At 69.4% G+C, this 17614-nt stretch carries 20 protein-coding genes; 11 read left to right on the top strand and 9 right to left on the bottom strand.

Annotated features, from left to right (window positions below):
* Positions 1-43: 43 nt before the first annotated feature.
* Both ligD (N803_RS07945) and ligD (N803_RS07950) read left to right on the top strand, forming a co-directional pair.
* Positions 44-985, top strand: coding sequence for a non-homologous end-joining DNA ligase (gene ligD, locus N803_RS07945; protein WP_035904077.1), 942 nt, complete (start codon positions 44-46; stop codon positions 983-985).
* On the top strand, positions 978-1859 hold the full coding sequence (gene ligD, locus N803_RS07950; RefSeq protein WP_035904080.1) for a non-homologous end-joining DNA ligase: 882 nt from the start codon (positions 978-980) through the stop codon (positions 1857-1859). Before ligD (N803_RS07945) ends, ligD (N803_RS07950) begins: the two co-directional genes overlap by 8 nt.
* An 89-nt stretch (positions 1860-1948) precedes the next feature.
* Here the strand turns inward: ligD (N803_RS07950) and N803_RS07955 are convergent, their stop codons facing one another.
* Complete coding sequence (locus N803_RS07955) at positions 1949-2587, bottom strand: hypothetical protein (protein ID WP_035904081.1); 639 nt, start codon at positions 2585-2587, stop codon at positions 1949-1951.
* Entirely contained in the window at positions 2584-3123 is a 540-nt protein-coding gene (locus tag N803_RS07960) for a SigE family RNA polymerase sigma factor (protein ID WP_035904083.1), read from the bottom strand. Before N803_RS07960 ends, N803_RS07955 begins: the two co-directional genes overlap by 4 nt.
* A gap of 138 nt (positions 3124-3261) precedes the next feature.
* Between N803_RS07960 and N803_RS07965 the strand changes: the two genes are divergently transcribed.
* A complete protein-coding gene (locus N803_RS07965) occupies positions 3262-3519 on the top strand; it encodes a hypothetical protein (protein ID WP_035904086.1) in 258 nt (85 codons plus the stop codon).
* Here N803_RS07965 and N803_RS07970 read toward each other — a convergent pair.
* The 7 genes from N803_RS07970 to N803_RS08000 form a co-directional block, all read right to left on the bottom strand.
* Positions 3501-3932, bottom strand: coding sequence for a hypothetical protein (locus N803_RS07970; RefSeq protein WP_035904092.1), 432 nt, complete (start codon positions 3930-3932; stop codon positions 3501-3503). The genes N803_RS07965 and N803_RS07970 overlap by 19 nt on opposite strands.
* A gap of 48 nt (positions 3933-3980) precedes the next feature.
* Positions 3981-4355 (bottom strand): hypothetical protein, encoded by a 375-nt coding sequence (locus N803_RS07975; protein ID WP_035904097.1) that lies wholly within the window; start codon positions 4353-4355, stop codon positions 3981-3983.
* A 284-nt stretch (positions 4356-4639) separates the two neighbouring features.
* Positions 4640-4969: a histone-like nucleoid-structuring protein Lsr2 gene (locus N803_RS07980; protein ID WP_035904099.1), complete on the bottom strand. Its 330-nt coding sequence runs from the start codon at positions 4967-4969 to the stop codon at positions 4640-4642.
* A gap of 43 nt (positions 4970-5012) precedes the next feature.
* Positions 5013-5183: a hypothetical protein gene (locus N803_RS07985; protein WP_035904100.1), complete on the bottom strand. Its 171-nt coding sequence runs from the start codon at positions 5181-5183 to the stop codon at positions 5013-5015.
* 2 nt (positions 5184-5185) lie between these two features.
* Complete coding sequence (lysS, locus tag N803_RS07990; RefSeq protein WP_035904403.1) at positions 5186-6682, bottom strand: lysine--tRNA ligase; 1497 nt, start codon at positions 6680-6682, stop codon at positions 5186-5188.
* A 75-nt stretch (positions 6683-6757) separates the two neighbouring features.
* Complete coding sequence (locus tag N803_RS07995; RefSeq protein ID WP_211253481.1) at positions 6758-7282, bottom strand: OsmC family protein; 525 nt, start codon at positions 7280-7282, stop codon at positions 6758-6760.
* A 140-nt stretch (positions 7283-7422) separates the two neighbouring features.
* Positions 7423-8163, bottom strand: coding sequence for a GntR family transcriptional regulator (locus tag N803_RS08000; RefSeq protein WP_035904409.1), 741 nt, complete (start codon positions 8161-8163; stop codon positions 7423-7425).
* Between the two features lie 88 nt (positions 8164-8251).
* Here N803_RS08000 and N803_RS08005 point away from each other — a divergent pair, with 88 nt between their 5' ends.
* Genes N803_RS08005 through N803_RS08040 form a run of 8 tightly spaced genes read left to right on the top strand, consistent with a single transcriptional unit; the run spans position 8252 to position 17601 of the window.
* Positions 8252-9280: a Gfo/Idh/MocA family protein gene (locus N803_RS08005; protein ID WP_035904101.1), complete on the top strand. Its 1029-nt coding sequence runs from the start codon at positions 8252-8254 to the stop codon at positions 9278-9280.
* On the top strand, positions 9280-10287 hold the full coding sequence (locus N803_RS08010; protein ID WP_245617100.1) for a TIM barrel protein: 1008 nt from the start codon (positions 9280-9282) through the stop codon (positions 10285-10287). The genes N803_RS08005 and N803_RS08010 overlap by 1 nt, the downstream gene beginning before the upstream one ends.
* Positions 10280-11269, top strand: a complete 990-nt coding sequence (gene iolC / locus N803_RS08015) for a 5-dehydro-2-deoxygluconokinase (protein ID WP_052112048.1) — start codon at positions 10280-10282, stop codon at positions 11267-11269. The genes N803_RS08010 and iolC overlap by 8 nt, the downstream gene beginning before the upstream one ends.
* On the top strand, positions 11269-12168 hold the full coding sequence (locus N803_RS08020) for a class I fructose-bisphosphate aldolase (RefSeq protein ID WP_035904103.1): 900 nt from the start codon (positions 11269-11271) through the stop codon (positions 12166-12168). The genes iolC and N803_RS08020 overlap by 1 nt, the downstream gene beginning before the upstream one ends.
* A 44-nt stretch (positions 12169-12212) precedes the next feature.
* A complete protein-coding gene (iolB, locus tag N803_RS08025) occupies positions 12213-13055 on the top strand; it encodes a 5-deoxy-glucuronate isomerase (protein ID WP_035904104.1) in 843 nt (280 codons plus the stop codon).
* Positions 13056-13061: 6 nt separating this feature from the next.
* Positions 13062-14987 (top strand): 3D-(3,5/4)-trihydroxycyclohexane-1,2-dione acylhydrolase (decyclizing), encoded by a 1926-nt coding sequence (iolD, locus tag N803_RS08030; protein ID WP_035904105.1) that lies wholly within the window; start codon positions 13062-13064, stop codon positions 14985-14987.
* A gap of 8 nt (positions 14988-14995) precedes the next feature.
* Complete coding sequence (locus N803_RS08035) at positions 14996-16108, top strand: Gfo/Idh/MocA family protein (protein WP_245617102.1); 1113 nt, start codon at positions 14996-14998, stop codon at positions 16106-16108.
* Complete coding sequence (locus N803_RS08040; protein WP_035904107.1) at positions 16105-17601, top strand: CoA-acylating methylmalonate-semialdehyde dehydrogenase; 1497 nt, start codon at positions 16105-16107, stop codon at positions 17599-17601. Before N803_RS08035 ends, N803_RS08040 begins: the two co-directional genes overlap by 4 nt.
* Positions 17602-17614: the final 13 nt, after the last annotated feature.

Here is a 17614-nt window from a genome sequence, read left to right on the forward strand (position 1 = left end):
TCATCCAACACCCCTGCCCGTGCGTGTGCGTCAGGATGGGCCAATGCAGCCGATGCTCGCGTCCGTCGCCGACGGCGTCCCTCGCGGCGACGACTGGGTGCACGAGGTGAAGTGGGACGGCATGCGCGTCCTCGCCGACGTCCACGACGGTCGGCTCCAACTCCTCAGCCGCACCGGCCGTGACGTGTCGGTGAGCTTCCCCGAGCTCGCCGGACTCGCGACCACCTATGACGACCTGCTTCTCGACGGCGAAGTCGTCGCTCTGGACCGCGGCATCCCGTCGTTCTCCGCGCTCGCCGAACGGATGCACGTGTCCTCGCCGCGCAAGGCCGCGACCCTCGCGACGCAGCGCCCGGTGACGTTCATGGCCTTCGACCTGCTCCGCCTCTTCGGCCAGGACCTCACGAGCCAGCCCTGGTCGGCCCGCCGTGAGCTCCTCGAGCGCCTCGACCTCAGCTCCAGCGCCTGGCAGGTCCCGCCCGTCTATGACGACGGCGAGGGTCTCTTCGAGGCAACCCGCGACCAGGGACTCGAGGGCATCGTGAGCAAGCGCCGCGCCTCGCCCTACGCCCCCGGCCGACGCTCACCGGACTGGCGCAAGTCCCCGCACCGCGCAACCCTCTCGGTCGTCATCGGTGGCTGGCGCCCCGAGACCGGGACGACGAACCGCCTGGGCGCCGTTCTCGTCGGCACTCCCGACGGAGCCGGGGGATGGGAGTATGCCGGCCGCGTCGGTGCCGGACTCGCCGGCACCGCGGGTGCCCGGCTGGGGAAACTGCTGGAACCGTTGTCCCGCAACGCATCTCCGTTCACGAACGAGGTGCCACGCGAGGATGCTGTCGGTGCGACCTGGACGGAGCCGCGCCTCGTCGTGGAGGTGCAATCGCTGGGACGTGGGTCGACCGGCAAACTGCGGCAGCCGGCATACCTCGGCATTCGCACCGACCTCACTCCCGCCGACCTGCACGAGGTGACCGATGCCTGAGAAGTTCGTCCCGGAGATCACGCGAGTCGACGTCGGCGGGCGGACGATGAAGCTGTCGAGCCTGTCCAAGATCATGTATCCGGCGACCGAGACGACCAAGGGTGAGGTCCTCAACTACTTCGTCCGGGTCGCGCCAATTCTGTTGCGGCACATCGCTGCTCGACCCGTGACGCGAGTGCGATGGCCGCACGGGGTCGCGGACCAGAGCTTCTTCGAGAAGAACCTGCCCAGTGGGGCGCCGAGCTGGTTGCCCCGGGTGAAGGTCGACGACGTGACCTATCCGCTCGTCGAGGAGGTCGACCAGCTCGTCTACCTCATCAACCTCAACTCGCTCGAGATCCACGTGCCCCAGTGGACCGTCACCGACGACGGAGAGCGGGAGAACCCGAACCGGCTCGTCATCGACCTCGACCCCGGCAGCCCGGCCGGCCTCAAGGAGTGCGCCCAAGTCGCGTTGGTGCTGCGCGAGCGGCTCGACGCCCTCGGGCTCGAACTCTTCCCCGTGACCAGTGGCTCCAAGGGCATGCAGCTCTACGCGAGCCTCGGTGGCGACCTCACGAGCGATCAGGTGCGTGACCTCGCGCAGCAGCTCGCGCAGGAGATGACGAAGAAGCACCCGGACCTCGTCCTGTGGAAGATGACCAAGTCACTGCGGCCGGGCAAGATCTTCCTCGACTGGAGCCAGAACGTCGCGGCCAAGACGACGATCAGCCCCTATTCGCTGCGGGGCAAGGAGCTGCCCTGCGTCGCGGCGCCCCGCACGTGGGACGAGGTCGAGCGGGGTGCCGAGGGAGAGACGTTCGAGCAGGTGCTGTTCGACGACATGCTCGAGCGGCTCGACACCCATGGGGACTTGCTCGCCGACCTTCTCTGAAGCCTGCTCCGAACCTGCGCCGGACGGGCTTCGGCGTCGTGCGGCGGAGAACCCGCAGCACGACGCCGAAGTGACAGAGGGCCGGAGCCTCAGCCGGCGGCTGCACTCACGGCACTCGTGAGCGTCACGGACTGGGCGAGCTCAGTGAGTTGTGCGTTGGTGAGGCCGACCGACTTCGGAACCTGGACGGTCAGGGACACGACGTCGCCCGGGCCATCGACCGATCGCGTCACGCTGACGACGCCGGCACCGCCCTTGGTGTTGATGCCCTCGGGCATGTCCTGAGTGGACGGGAGGGCGGTGATCTTGCCGGCGAAGTCCTGGGCGCTCTGGCTCACCCCACCCGCCGCCGGCACGAGGTTCCCTGCGAACTCCGAGCTGGCGCCGGACACCCACCCCTGGGGAACCTTGGCGAAGTGGAACGGGCCGGCGGCGACGTCCGCGTCCACGAGGACCGCGGTGGTCGCACTGTCGACCGACGAGACGCTCACGCCGGCACCAGCGGGTGCGGCCTTCTCTGCCGGTCCATTGAACAGGGCGGAACCGCCCACGATGGCACCGGCCGCGAGGGTGGCCGCCGCCACGCCACCCCCTGCAGCGGCGAGGCGACGACGCAGCAGGGCGCGGCGTCCGAGGCGGATGTCGGTGGCGATGTCGTGTGCGGGCTGCGCGTCGGCGGGCGAGCCCGCTCGGCTGGCGGTGTCGAGCAGGTCGTGGAGCTGGGTCATGACGATGTCCCTTCGGTGGTGAGGACGGGAGAGAGTTCGGGGAGGGCGTCGCGGAGCGCGGACAGTGCCTTGTGGTTCTGCGACTTCACGGCGCCGGTCGAGATGCCGAGTGCGTGGGCCGTCTGGTCGACCGACCAGTCGAGCCAGTGCCGCAGGACCACGACAGCCCGCTGCCCCGGAGGCAGTGAGGCCAGGGCCGTGAGCACCTGTTGGCGACGGATCGGATCTCCCGGTTCGTCTCCCTCGGCGATGACTTCTGACCGCGCCGGGTCATCCGTCGACCACTCCCGCTGCCGGTGGACCCGACGGCTGTCGTCGATGAAGCCGTTGACGAGTGCCCGATGGGCGTAGCGCACCGGGTCGTCAGCGCGGGCCACGTTCGGCCAACGCACGTAGAGCCGGACGAGGACCTGCTGGACGAGGTCCTCGGCCCGCGCCACGTCGCCGGTGGTGAGGAGTCGCGCCGATCGCAGCAGACCGGGTCTGGCCTGGGTGACGAACGCCGTGAACTCCTCGTCACGAGAACTGGAACGCATGCTTGCCTTTCCCCTGATGGATTTCCCCTTGCACCCACCATGACGGATCCACCCGCCGAAGGGGTTGCCTCGGCTCTCATCGCGACCCCATACGCCACTCACAGCCGACTCTGGGTCAGCCGCAGCAGGGTTCACGTCATGGAGACGAACCAGCCACGGACCACCGCCCGCCCGCTCCGCGTCCTCGGAGCCCTCACCTCTGCAGCCGCCGTGGCCGTCATCGGCACCGGCCTCCTCACCCCGGCCGCCGCCCAGGCCGCTGGCGTCGCCGCCGGTCACCGGGTTCCGGCCCCGCACGCATCACCGCTGGCCGACCCGGCCGCCATCACGACGACGACCGCAGGCGGCACGGTCGTGACCTATCGCCTGCGCGGGACTCAGCTCGAACGGATCTGACCCGGGCCGAGCGAGTTGGATGTGCCATGCGAGGCGGGGCGAGCCGCGCAGCCGATCGCCGCGCCGACGATTGCCGGCACGAACGACATCCCCGCGAGCATCGCCCAGAGCACGAACATCTCGCTCGTCCCGGACCAGTCCGGCGCTGCCCGATTCACGCCCCACAGCACCAGGGTGATGACCACCGGCACGGCCACCGCCACGGCGGCCCAGCGCACCCCGAGCCGGCCGAGTCCACGGCGTTCACGCAGGCCGTCGACGAGCGCCCAGACGAACGAGCCCACGACGAGCACGCCGAAGACGATGAGGCCAGCGCCGATGTTGGCGTCCGCGCCACCTCCGGCCAGGACGAGCGCGACGTGACCGAGCACGGCGACCACCGAGATGCCGATCGTTCTCACGATGATGTCCATGTGTCCACGCTCCTCCGTTCGTGCTGGGGCTGCCATGAGGGCGGCTACTCAGGTGTGCCGCGCCAGTCGGGGGCAGCCGCCGCACTCGTGGCATCCGGGCAGCGCGAAGAGGAAGCAGCACGAGGTCCGCTCGACGACCGGGCCCCACCCATCGCCGGTAGCCGCTCTCGCCTCCCGAGCCGCGAGTTCCCACATGTCGTCGACCATTCCGAACCGTTGCCGGCTCGACATCTTGACGGCACTCTCGTAGCGCTCGGCGATCTGGCGCCCCAATTGCCGGTATGCCGTTCGCGCGGCGTCCAGACGAATCTCCCGATCCGTCCCGGCCGGCTCCACCGACGTGAATCCGAGCCGTTCGGGATAGAGGCCATCGGCGAGGTCGCAGGAGAGTGGCGAATCGTCCAGGGGCCCGAGGTGGGCCACCCATGGACCCGTCGCGGCAGCAAATGCGGCCACCTGCGCGGGAATGCTGAGAAGGTGCTGGAGAACAAAAGTTGCGCCGACCTGGGGAGGCGCGGGAACGGCATACAGTCTCGTATTCAACAATGTGAGGTCTGCACCCCATTGACGCGAATAGGTAAATGCGCTGGTCAGCGACCTGCTGAGCGATTCACCCCCGACGAATTCGAGATATCCGTGGTGCCGTGACATGAGTGAGGCGACGACACCCGGGTCGGGTGCCGTCGCCTCACGAGGATCGTGCCAGGTCAGCTGTTGGCCTTGTCATAGGCGTCCTGGATCGCGGCCGGAATGCGGCCCCGCTCGCTGACGTCGTGGCCGTTCTTGCGGGCCCATTCGCGGACTGCGGAGACGTCCTTGCGACGTCCCGCGGCGCTGCCGCCACGGCCGGACACCTTGCGGCCGCCCGAGCGACGGGCGTGGCCGACCCACGGCGCGAACGCGTCGCGCAATTTGGCGGCGTTGGCCTCGTTGAGGTCGATCTCGTAGGTCACACCGTCGAGGGCAAACGTCACGGTCTCGTCTGCGTCGCTGTTGTCGAGGTCGTCGACGAGCAGCACCTGAACTCGCTGTGCCATCTGGAATTCCCTTCACCACATCGAATATGTCGATGCGAGATTATCAGCGGGAATTGTCCTTCGGGGTTTTGTCGCTCTCCTTTTCCCATTGGCTCTGGGCGAGGCGCTCGCGGCGATCACCCTCGAGGATGGTCTTCATGAGGAAGTAGAAGAGGATCGCGACGATGATCGTCGGAAGGATGGCGGCCAGATAGGGCCAGATGGTGTCCCACATGGTCAGGCCTCCGGCTTGAGGTGGGGGAAGAGAATTGTCTCGCGGATATTCGCGCCGGTGAAGAGCATGACGAGCCGGTCGACGCCGAGGCCGAGGCCACCCATCGGGGGCGCGCCGTATTCGAGCGCGCGCAGGAAGTCCTCATCGAGCTGCATCGCCTCGGGGTCGCCACCGGCCGCCTTGATCGACTGGTCGGTGAGGACCTGCCGCTGGATCTCGGGGTCGATGAGCTCGGAGAAGCCGGTGCCGCGCTCGACGCCGTCGATGATGAGGTCCCAGGCCTCGATGAGGCCGGGCTCGCTGCGGTGCGGACGAGCGAGCGGCTGGGCGCTCGCGGGGTAGTCGCACAGGAACGTCGGCTGGATGAGGGTCGGCTCGACGAGTTCGCCGAGGAGCTCGAGGAAGACCTTGTCGCGGTCCCACGCCGGGTCGATCGCGACGTCGTGCTTGGCGGCCAGGACGCGCAGTGTGTCGACGTCGGTGTCGATCGTGACGGTCTCGCCGACGACCTCACTCACGGCCTGGTGCACCGGCAGCCAACGCCACTCGCCGTCGAGGTCGATCGTGCCGCTCTCGGTCTGGATCTGGCGGCTGCCGAACGCGTCGGCGGCGGCGAGGTAGAGGTCGCGGATCAGCCCGGCGATCGTCGTCTGGTCGCCCCACGCCTGATAGGCCTCGAGCATCGTGAACTCGGGGGAGTGGGTCGCATCGACGCCTTCGTTGCGGAAGATGCGGCCCATCTCATAGACGCGGTCGACACCACCGACGATTGCCTTCTTGAGGTTGAGCTCGAGGGCGATGCGCAGGGTCATGTCCTGACCGAACGCGTTGAGGTGCGTCCGGAACGGGCGCGCCGCGGCACCACCGTGGATGAGCTGGAGGATCGGCGTCTCGACCTCGAGGTAGCCCTGACGCTCCAGCTCGTGACGCATCGCGCTGAGGATGTGCGCCTTGGTGCGGACCATGTCGCGTGCCTCCTGGCGCACGATGAGGTCGGCGTAGCGCTGACGCACGCGGCTCTCCTCGGACAGCTCCTTGTGCAGGACCGGCATGGGTCGCAGAGCCTTGGACGCCATGGTCCAGCCGGTCGCCATGACGGAGAGCTCGCCGCGGCGGCTGCTGATGACGCGGCCCGTGACGGAGACGTGGTCGCCGAGGTCGACGTCGGACTTCCACGCGGCGAGGCTGTCCTCGCCCACCTCGGCGAGGCTGAGCATCACCTGGAGGCGGGTGCCGATGCCCTCCTGGAGGGTCGCGAACGCGAGCTTGCCGGTGTTGCGGATGAAGACGACTCGGCCCGCGACCGAGACGACGTCGTCGGTCTCCTGCCCGGTCTCCAGGTGGGCCCAGCTGGTGCGCACCTGGGCGAGGCTGTGGGTCCGGTCGACCGACACGGGGTATGCCGCCGTGCCCGACTCGAGCAGTCGGGTGCGCTTCTCGCGGCGGATCCGCTGCTGCTCGGACAGGTCGATCTCGGGTGCGGAGGGCTGGTCACTCACACGCACAAGGGTACGAGGCGGGGCTGGGTGTTCCGAACTCGCGGGCTGTGAGTCCGCTGACCCTGCCGTTGTTGGTCAATTGGGGTTGGCGCGGCGGATGGTCACGGTCGGTGGGGTGGCGAGGCTCTGGCCCACGACGCAGTAGCGCTCGGTGCTGCGCGCGAGGCGCTCGAGGTCGGCGTCGGATGCGTCGGTCTCGAGGGTGGCCGTGATGCTGAGCCCGGTGACGCCAACGGGAACCTCGCGGTCGATGCCGAGGGTGCCTCGGGCGTCGAACTCGCCGTCCGCCCGCAGGTCGGCGCGGGTGATGGACAGGCCCATGGCCGTGGCGACGGAGCGCATGGTCACGCCGGCGCAGGCGATGAGGGCCTCGAGCAGCATGTCGCCGGAGCAGGCATCGTCGCCGTCACCACCGGTGGCCGGGTGCAGTCCGGCGCGGGTCCGTCCCGACCAGACGTCGACGTTGGTCGTGATGCCGTGGTCGCGCCAGTCGGCCCGGGCCGAGATAGGGGTGTGCGCCTCGTGCGGGTCCTCGCGGTAGAGCTCCTTGAGGGGTGCCTGGAGGGCGCGCAGGCCGGCGGCGTCGATCGGTGCATCCATGCGCACAGTCTCGCCCACGCGTGCACCGACTGATGGTGTGTTGGCATCGGCCGCACCCTTCGACTTCTTGCGCTGTTGGGACACGGGCAGCAGCGCGTAACGCCGAGCCCCGTGTCCCAACAGCGCAAGAAGTGGGCTGTTCAGCGTTCGTCGACCATGAGGTCGATCGTGTAGTCCTCCGCGCGATAGGAGTGGTCACCGAACTCCACAGGTGCGCCCGCCCCGTCGAACGCGCTGCGGGTCATCGTCAGGACCGGCTGCGTCCCGCGGATGCGCAGGTGCTTGCGCTCGACCGGCGTCGGCATGCGCGCGGCGATCGACTGGTGCGCCACGACGGCGTGCACTCCACGTGCGCGCAGCGCGGCATAGAGACCGGTCGCCTCGAGCTCGTCCCGCGAGATGTCCCCGTATGCCGGCGGCAGCCAGTTCCGCATGACCGCGAGCGGAGCGTCCGCAGCCAGTCTCAGACGGACGATCGCGAGGAGCGGGGTGTCCGGGGGGAGATCGAGTGCAGCGGCAGCATCCGACTCGGTGACGGTGTCGTGTTCGAGCAGGACGGTACGGGGCGCTCGGCCCTCGCGGGAGAGGTCGTCGAAGAGGCTGCTCAGGGCGACGCGCCGGTGGACCTTGCGGTTGGCGACGGTCGTGCCGAGACCGCGGCGCCGGACGAGGAGGCCCTTGTCGACCATCTCCTGGATGGCTCGGCGCACGGTTGGCCTCGAGAGCGAAAGCCGTTGCGAGAGAGCGACTTCGTTCTCGAACGGATCCCCTGGCTGGAGGCGTCCGTCGGTGATCGCGGCACAGAGTTGCTCGGACAGCTGGTGGTAGAGCGGGACCGGCGACGTGCGGTCGATGCTCACGTCCACGAGCTGGGCGGCCATGTCGGGCACAGTAGCGAAGCTGTGGACAAATGACCATATGTCCTGACAAAGGTTGACACGTCGTGGGGCAGACGGAACAGTTCTCGGCATGAGGATCGGACTGGCCGGTGTGGGCCGCATCGGCGCCTTCCACGCGAGCACTCTGGCGGGCATCGACGCCGTCGAGGAGGTCGTCGTGGCGGACCTCGATACAGACCTCGCCCAGCACGTGGCCGCTGACCAGGGCCTCTCGATGGCTCCGGACATCGACTCGCTCCTCGCCTCCGACCCCGACGCCTTCGTCATCACGACGGCGACCACGGCGCACGCCGAGCTGATCCGCAAGGCGGTGGCGGCCGGCATACCCACGTTCTGTGAGAAGCCGGTTGCCGCAACGCTCGACGAGACCATCGCGCTCAGCGAACTCGTCGAGGGCCTCGGCGTTCCGGTGCACGTCGGGTTCCAGCGGCGCTTCGACGCGGGCTATCGCCGTGCGCGGGCCGCCGTCGAGAGCGGCGAGCTCGGCACCATCCACGCACTGCGCGCCCTGACGCACGACCGGCAGCCGCCCCACGCGGCCTACATCCCGACGAGCGGTGGGATCTTCCGCGACTGCTCCGTGCACGACTTCGACATCGTTCGCTTCGTCACCGGCCACGACGTCGCGACGGTCCATGCCACGGGCGGCAACAAGGGCGCCGACTTCTTCGCCGAGGCGGGGGACGTCGACACCGGCGCCGCGATCCTCACCCTCGACGACGGCACGATCGTCACCGCCACGGCGACGCGATACAGCGGCGCCGGGCACGACGTGCGCCTCGAGGTCATGGGGTCGGAGGGCAGCATCGCCGTGGGCCTCGACGACACCCTCGCGCTTCGCTCGGCGGAGGAGGGCGTGACCTTCCCGGCGGGACCTCCGCACGACAGCTTCATGCAGCGGTTCCATGCGGCCTACGTCGCCGAACTCACCGCCTTCTGTGACGTCGCGGCCGGTCGGGCGCCGGTCCCGTGCACAGTCCGCGACGCCCTCCAGGCATTCCGGGTGGCGGAGGCGTGCGAGCGATCGCGGGCCGAAGGTCGCGCCGTCGCGATGGCCGAGATTGCCGACGCGCCCGCGCTCGCGGGGGTCGAGAAGTGATGGGGGAGGACGAGATCGTCGTGTCCGGGATGGCTCCGCACGCGCCGGCTCCGCTCCTCGACCGCATTGCCGCGGCTCCGATCTCGTGGGGAGTGTGCGAGGTCCCGGGCTGGGGCCACCAGCTCGACGTCGACACCGTCCTGACGCAGATGCGTGAACTCGGCGTCGTGGCAACGGAATTCGGACCGGATGGCTTCCTGCCGGACGCGCCCGAGGACAAAGCGCGGGTCCTTGCCGATGCCGGGCTGCGGGCCGTTGGCCAGTTCGTCCCCGTCGTCCTCCACGACCCGTCGCACGACCCGCTGCCCGAGGTCGAGGTGGCGATGGAGTCCCTCGTCGCGGCCCGGGCCAACGTCGTCGTCGTTGCGGCAGCCACCGGCGTCGAGGGTTACGACGAGCGGCCGGACCTCACGGACGCACAGTGGGACACACTCCTGGCCAACCTCGACCGCATCACCGACGCGGCCGTCGCTCACGGCCTCCTCGCGGCACTGCACCCCCACGTGGGCACCCTCGTCGAGTCCGGGGTGGAGACCGAACGCGTCCTCGCCGGCTCGCGCATCGGCCTCTGTCTCGACACCGGGCATCTCCTCATCGGTGGCGGTGACCCCGTGGCGCTCGCGCGCTCCCACCCGGATCGCATCGGCCACGTGCACCTCAAGGACGTGCGTGCCGACCTCGCGCGGGAGGTCCAGGAGGGTCGGCGCACCTATACGGACGCAGTGGCTGCGGGGATGTACGTCCCGCTCGGCGGGGGTGACGTCGACGTCGCCGCGATCGTCGGATCGCTCGAGGGCAGTGGGTATGCCGGGTGGTACGTCCTCGAGCAGGACACCGTTCTCGACGGGCCACCTTCGCAGACGGGTGTCGACCCAGTGGCCGACGTGAGGACGTCCCTTCAGTTCATGGGCAACCTCTCCCCGCGTCCCGAAGTCACCCAATTGGACAGGCACGCGCGACCCGGCGGAGGCGAGGAAGCGAAGCGGGGGAGCGACGGCGATGGGTGAGCGGACGGCATACGAGGGTCGTGAGTTCTTTGATCTCGTGGCGATCGGGCGGACGGGTGTCGACATCTATCCACTGCAGCACGGCGTGGGGCTCGAGGACGTCAGCACGTTCCAGAAGTTCCTCGGCGGCAGCGCCACGAACGTCGCGGTGGCGACGGCGCAACACGGGCACCGGGTGGCGCTCGTGACGCGGGTCGGGCCGGACGCGTTCGGTCGATATGTGCGGCTCGAGGCGGAGCGGCTCGGGGTCGATCCGCTGCACATCCGCGCGATCGAGGGGGAGCCGGGGCGCGTGCCGCCGACGCCGGTGACGCTGTGCGAGGTCCACCCGCCGGACGACTTCCCGCTGACGTTCTATCGCTACCCCACAGCTCCGGACCTCATGGTCGAACCCGATGACGCCATGGTCGCCGACGTCGCGGCGGCCCGCGTCCACTGGTCGACCGTCACCGGCCTGTCCCAGGAGCCCTCTCGCGCAACGCATTTCGAGTTGTGGGGCGCGCGTGGACGCGCCGAGCACACCGTCCTCGACCTCGACTGGCGACCGATGTTCTGGGACTCGCCCGCCCAGGCCACGGCCCAGGTCGAGCGGGCACTGGAGCACGTCACCGTCGCTGTCGGCAACGGTGAGGAGTGCGAGGTCGCAGTCGGGGAGAGCGACCCTCAGCGTGCCGCGGACGCGTTGTTGGAGCGTGGGGTGGAGCTCGCCGTCGTCAAGCAGGGGCCTCGCGGAGTCCTCGCAGCGACGCGAGATGAGCGCGTCGAGGTGCCCGCCTTCCCGGTCGATGTCGTCAATGGGCTCGGCGCCGGTGACGGCTTCGGTGGGGCGCTCGTCCATGGGCTGCTCGCCGGCTGGGACCTGAAGCGGCTCATCGAGTTCGCCAACGTCGCGGGGGCGATCGTCGCGGGACGGCTGGAGTGTTCGACGGCCATGCCCACGAGTTCCGAGGTTGACGCCGCACTGGCAGCAGGGAGGGCCTGATGGACGAGCCGATCACAGACCTCGACGGCCTCACCCGAGTCCGGGCGACGAACCCGGACCGCATTACCTCGGCCTGGGCGGAGCGCGGCCGGCGCCCTCTCGTGCGTGACGACGCCCGACTGCTGCTCATCGCAGCGGACCACCCGGCGCGCGGTGCTCTCGGAGTGCGCGACGACGCGCTCGCCATGGGCAGCCGGCGTGATCTGCTCGATCGTCTGGTGGCGGCACTGGCTCGACCCGGCGTGGACGGCGTCCTCGCCACGGCCGACGTCCTCGACGACCTCGCCCTCCTCGGCGCACTCGACGGCAAGGTCGTCATCGGTTCGATGAACCGCGGCGGCTTGCAGGGAGCGGCGTTCGAGCTCGACGACCGTTTCACCGGCTGGACCGCCGACGAGATCGCTGCCCGCGGACTCGACGGCGGCAAGATGCTCACCCGGATCTGCCTCGATGACCCCGGCACCGCAGCGACGCTCGAGGCGAGCGGACGGGCCGTCACCGAACTGGCTGCCCGCGGACTGGTCGCCCTCGTCGAACCCTTCCTGTCCGTCGTCGAGGGCGGACGCGTTCGCAATCTCCTCGACCCCGACTCCGTCATCCGGTCGGTCGCCGTCGCGAGCGGCCTCGGTGCCAGTTCCGCGCACACCTGGCTCAAGCTCCCCGTTGTCGACGACCTGGCTCGGGTCATGGAAGCGACGACCCTCCCGACGCTCCTGCTCGGCGGAGACCCGGTCGGCGATCCGGAGGACACGTATGCCGCGTGGTCCGACGCGCTGCTCCTCCCGTCCGTGACCGGTCTCGTCGTCGGACGGGCGCTGCTCTACCCGCCGGATGGGGACGTCGAGGCGGCGGTCGACATCGCCTCCGGTCTCGTCCACGGCACGGGTCTGTCGTCATGAGTCCCAGCGGATACGGAGCAGACAACCATCGGTGGTTCCGGCCGATGGGAACTCTGGACGACGGCGAGTTCCAGGTTGCGGTCACGCCGACGGCGACGAACCCGGTCGAGGGTTGGGAGCACACGTCGTTGCGGGTGGCCTGGCTGGCTCCGGGCGGGCTCGTGGAGCACGAGACCGGTGACGAGGAGATCGTCGTCGTGCCGTTGGTCGGCTCCTTCGACATCGAGGTGGAGGGCTTCGACGCGATCTCGCTCGACGGGAGGGTGAGCGTCTTCGACGGACCGAGCGACACGGCATACCTCCCGCGACGGCGCACGATTACGGTGCGCAACAACGGAACTGGCGACGCGCGGGTCGCTCTGTGCGGTGCGCGCGCGACGACTGAACGCGAACCGCGACGCATCGCCGCCGACGAGGCGACGCCGGAGCAGCGCGGCGCGGGCAACGCGAGCCGCGAAGTGCGCGCGTTCGGGCTGCCGCCGGTGCTCGACGCTGACTCGATCCTCGTCTGCGAGGTCATCACGCCCGCCGGCAACTGGAGCTCGTGGCCGCCGCACAAGCACGACGAGGATCGGCTCGGCGAGGAGTCGGAGCTCGAGGAGATCTACTACTTCGAGACGCGGTCGACGGACCCGCGAGGCACGGATCCCTTGGGGTACCAACGGGTCTACGGCTCGGGTGCGCGACCGATCGACGTGCTCGCCGAGGTCCGCACCGGCGACGTCGTCCTCGTCCCGCACGGCTGGCACGGACCGGCGATGGCCGCTCCGGACGCCGACCTCTACTACCTCAACGTCATGGCCGGGCCCGGTGCCGAGAGAGCATGGCTCATCACCGACGACCCGGCGCACGCGTGGGTGCGCGAGACCTGGAGTGAGCAGGAGTGAGCGGGCATGAGTGACACAGTGCGGTTGACGGTCGGGCAGGCGGTCGTCCGCTTCCTCGGGCAGCAGTGGTCCGAGCGAGACGGCGAAAGGCAGCGGCTCTTCGCCGGGTGCCTCGGCATCTTCGGCCACGGCAACGTCGCCGGTCTCGGCCAGGGTCTGCTCGAGGACGAGCTCGGCTCTGGTGCGTTGCCGTATGTCCTCGTCCGCAACGAGCAGGCGATGGTGCACACGGCGGTCGGCTTCGCGCGCCAACGCGACCGCCTCCAGACGTGGGCGTGCACCGCCTCGGTCGGCCCCGGCTCGACAAACATGCTGACGGGTGCCGCGCTCGCGACGATCAACCGCATCCCGGTGTTGCTCCTGCCTTCTGGCACCTTCGCGACGCGGGTCGCCGCCCCGGTGCTCCAGGAGCTCGAGACGTCGTATGCCGGTGACGTCACCGTCAATGACGCCTTCCGTCCGCTGTCGCGCTTCTTCGACGAAGTGCAGCGACCCGAGCAGCTACCGTCGGCGCTCCTGTCGGCGATGCGGGTGCTCACGGACCCGGCCGAGACGGGCGCCGTGACGATCTCACTGCCACAGGACGTGCAGGCAGAGGCGTACGGCTGGCCGGTCGAGCTCTTCGACGAGCGGGTGTGGCACGTGGCCCGGCCGGTGCCCGAGGCGTCGCGGATCTCGGCTGCTGCGGATCTCATCCGCAGTGCACGCAAGCCGCTCCTCGTGGCCGGCGGCGGCGTTCACTACTCTGGTGCGGAGGAGGTGCTGGCCGAATTCGCCTCTGCCACAGGCGTTCCCGTGGCAGAGACGCAGGCGGGGAAGGGCTCGCTGCTGCACGGGCACCCACAACTCGTCGGAGCCGTTGGGTCGACCGGCACCACCGCGGCCAACGCGCTCGCTGGCGAAGCTGATGTCGTTATCGGTATCGGCACCCGCTGGTCGGACTTCACGACCGCATCACGAACAGCATTCGCGCGCAGGGGAGTTCGCTTCGTCAACATCAACATCGCCGGGTTCGACGCGGGGAAGCTCGCCGGGCTCTCCGTCGTGGGCGACGCCCGCGAGGCCCTGGTCGCGCTCGCCGAGGCCCTGTCGGACTGGTCCGTGTCCGACGCCTATCGCAAGCGTCAGGGCACCCTGTGGCGCCGATGGGACAAAGCCGTGCGGACGGCATACGCACCGCCTGCGGAGGTGACCGACGCCCTGGCGAGCGGCTTGCTCACGCAGGCGAGCGTCATCGGTGCCGTCAACGAGCTGAGCGACCCACGGGACGTCGTCCTGTGCGCCGCGGGATCGATGCCCGGCGACCTCCACAAGCTGTGGCGGGTGCGGGACCGCAAGGGCTATCACGTGGAGTACGGCTACTCCTGCATGGGCTACGAAGTGCCCGCGTCAATCGGCATCCGGTGGGCGGATCCGACCCGGGATGTCTTCGCGATGGTCGGAGACGCCGGCTACCTCATGATGCCGACCGAGCTCGTCACTGCCGTGCAGGAGCGGGTCAAGGTCATCGTCGTCCTCGTGCAGAACCACGGTTTCCACTCCATCGGGTCGCTGTCGGAAAGCCTTGGCTCGCAACGGTTCGGGACGGCCTATCGCATGCGCGACGAGGGATCACATCGACTCGAGGGCGACCGTCTGCCCGTCGACCTCGCCGCCAACGCCCGCAGCCTCGGCGCCCACGTCATCGAGGTTCACTCGCGCGAGGAGCTCGCCGACGCGATCGCCGAGGCCAAAGCGTGGCCGAGTGATGGCGGCCCGGTCGTCATCCACGTCGAGACCGACCCCCGGGTCTTCGCGCCCGACAGCGAGAGCTGGTGGGACGTGCCGGTGGCGCAGGTGAGCAACCTCGAGTCGACGCGTTCCGCGCACGACGCCTATGTACAGCACAAGGCTGCGCAGCGTCCGTTCGTCACACCCAGCGAGTCGTCATGAGCGGGGGCGTGGGCAGCAACGACGTCGTGCGGGTCGGGATCGTCGGCGTCGGAATCATGGGTGCCGACCACGCCGAGCGGCTCGCCCGCCGGATCGCAGGCGCGAGGCTCGTGGCCGTCGCGGACCCGGACGAGGGGCGCGCTCGGGACCTTGCCGCGCGCTTCGAGGGCGTCCGGGCGGGCGCCGACGCGCTCGAGCTCATCGCTGCGGACGATGTCGACGCGGTGTTGCTGGCGTCACCCGGTTTCGTCCACGAGGACCAGGTGCTTGCCTGCCTCGCGGCGGACAAGCCGGTGTTGTGCGAGAAGCCGCTCACGATGGACTCGGAGTCGTCGTTGCGTCTCGTCGCCGCCGACCGGGAGGCGGAGGAGCGTGTGGGTCGACGTCTCGTCCAGGTCGGCTTCATGCGGCGGTTCGACCCGGAGTATGCCGGTCTGCGGACCCTGTTGGAGAGCGGCGAGTTGGGGCGCACCCTCCTGCTCCACAACGTCCACCGCAACGCGTCCGTCCCGAACGCCGACTTCCGCTCGGAGATGATCGTGCGCGACAGCCTCGTCCACGAGGTCGACGTCGCACGGTTCCTCTTCGGCGAAGAGGTCGTCGCGATCCAGGTCCTCTCACCCGCACCGACGTCGCACGCCGCCGACGGGGTCATCGACCCTCAGGTCGCGATCTTCACGATGGCCGGGGGCGGGATCGTCACCAACGAGGTGTTCGTCAACAGCCAGGTCGGCTACGAAGTGCGTTGCGAGGCGGTGGCCGAACGCGGCTCAGCCGTCATCGGTCGCCCGTCCTCGAGCACCTACACGACGGCGCTCGCCGTCGACGGGCTCGGTCGCTGGGGTGGAGAGGTGCCGGCGGACTACCGCACGAGGTTCGCCACGGCATACGACCTCGAAGTCCAGGCGTGGGTCGACTCGGTGAGGTCCGGCACTCCGGTGGGCCCCACGGCCTGGGACGGGTACGCCGCCACGGCGGTCTCGACCGCGGGGATGGCGTCGCTCGCCTCCGGGGAACGCGTCGACATCGCCCTCGCCGACCCACAGACCCTGTCCCACAGCGCATCCAGCCCCGACACTGACACCAGCGAGAACGCACCCAGCACGAAGGAACAGCCATGAGCACGCGCATCACCCACCTCATCGCCGGCGACCCCTGGGAGGGCGCCGCGGAGCGGACGAGCCCTGTCTTCAACCCCGCCACGGGTGAGGAGACCGGCGCACTCGACCTGGCCTCGGCCGACCTCGTCGGCGAGGTCGTGGCCCGGGCCAAGGAGGCGTGGGCGTCGGAGTGGGGCTCGTCGTCGCTCTCGAAGCGCACCCAGGTGCTGTTCCGGTTCCGCGAACTCCTCAACGAGCGCAAGGAGGAGATCGCGGCGCTCATCACGGCCGAGCACGGCAAGGTGCTCTCGGACGCGATCGGCGAAGTGAGCCGTGGTCTCGAAGTGGCCGAATTCGCCTGTGGCATACCGCATCTGCTCAAGGGCGGATACACCGAGAACGCCTCCACGAACGTCGACGTCTACTCGATCCGTCAGCCGCTCGGTGTCGTCGCAGTCATCTCACCGTTCAACTTCCCGGCCATGGTGCCGCTGTGGTTCGTACCGGTCGCGGTGGCGTGCGGCAACGCCGTCGTCATCAAGCCGTCGGAGAAGGACCCGTCCGCCGTCAACGCCGTCGCCGCCCTGTGGCGCGAAGCCGGTCTGCCGGACGGTGTCGTCAATGTCGTCCACGGCGACAAGGAGGCGGTCGACGCACTCCTCGTCCACCCGGACGTGAGCGCCGTCTCCTTCGTCGGGTCCACACCCATCGCCCGCTACGTCTACGAGACAGCAACGGCTCACGGCAAGCGCGTCCAGGCTCTCGGCGGCGCCAAGAACCACATGCTCGTCCTCCCCGATGCCGACCTCGATCTGGCTGCCGACGCGGCCGTCAACGCGGGGTTCGGCTCCGCCGGCGAACGCTGCATGGCGATCTCCGCCCTCGTCGCGGTCGAACCCATCGCCGACGACCTCATCGAGAAGATCAAGGACCGCGTCGGCAAGCTCGTCACCGGCGACGGCACGCGCGGCACCGACATGGGACCGCTCGTCACCCAGGCGCACCGCGACAAGGTCGCCGGCTATCTCGACTCGGGCGTGGAGGCCGGGGCCGAGCTCGTCGTCGACGGACGCGAGGGCGACGTCGACGCCGAGGACGGCGGATTCTTCCTGCGGCCGACGCTCTTCGACAAGGTGCAGCCCGGCATGTCGGTCTATGACGACGAGATCTTCGGGCCGGTGCTGTCCGTCGTGCGAGTCCAGTCCTACGACGAGGGCCTCGACCTCATCAACGCCAACCCCTATGGCAACGGCACGGCGATCTTCACCAACGACGGTGGGGCGGCCCGCCGCTTCCAGAACGAGGTCGAAGTGGGCATGGTGGGCATCAACGTGCCGATTCCGGTGCCCATGGCCTACTACTCGTTCGGCGGGTGGAAGAACTCGCTCTTCGGTGACAGCCACGCGCACGGCATGGAGGGCGTGAACTTCTACACCCGCGGCAAGGTCGTCACCTCCCGCTGGCTCGACCCCAGCCACGGCGGTCTCAACCTCGGGTTCCCGCAGAACACCTGAGCGCGGTCGCGGA

The organism is Knoellia subterranea KCTC 19937, from assembly GCF_000768685.1.
Classification (GTDB): domain Bacteria; phylum Actinomycetota; class Actinomycetes; order Actinomycetales; family Dermatophilaceae; genus Knoellia; species Knoellia subterranea.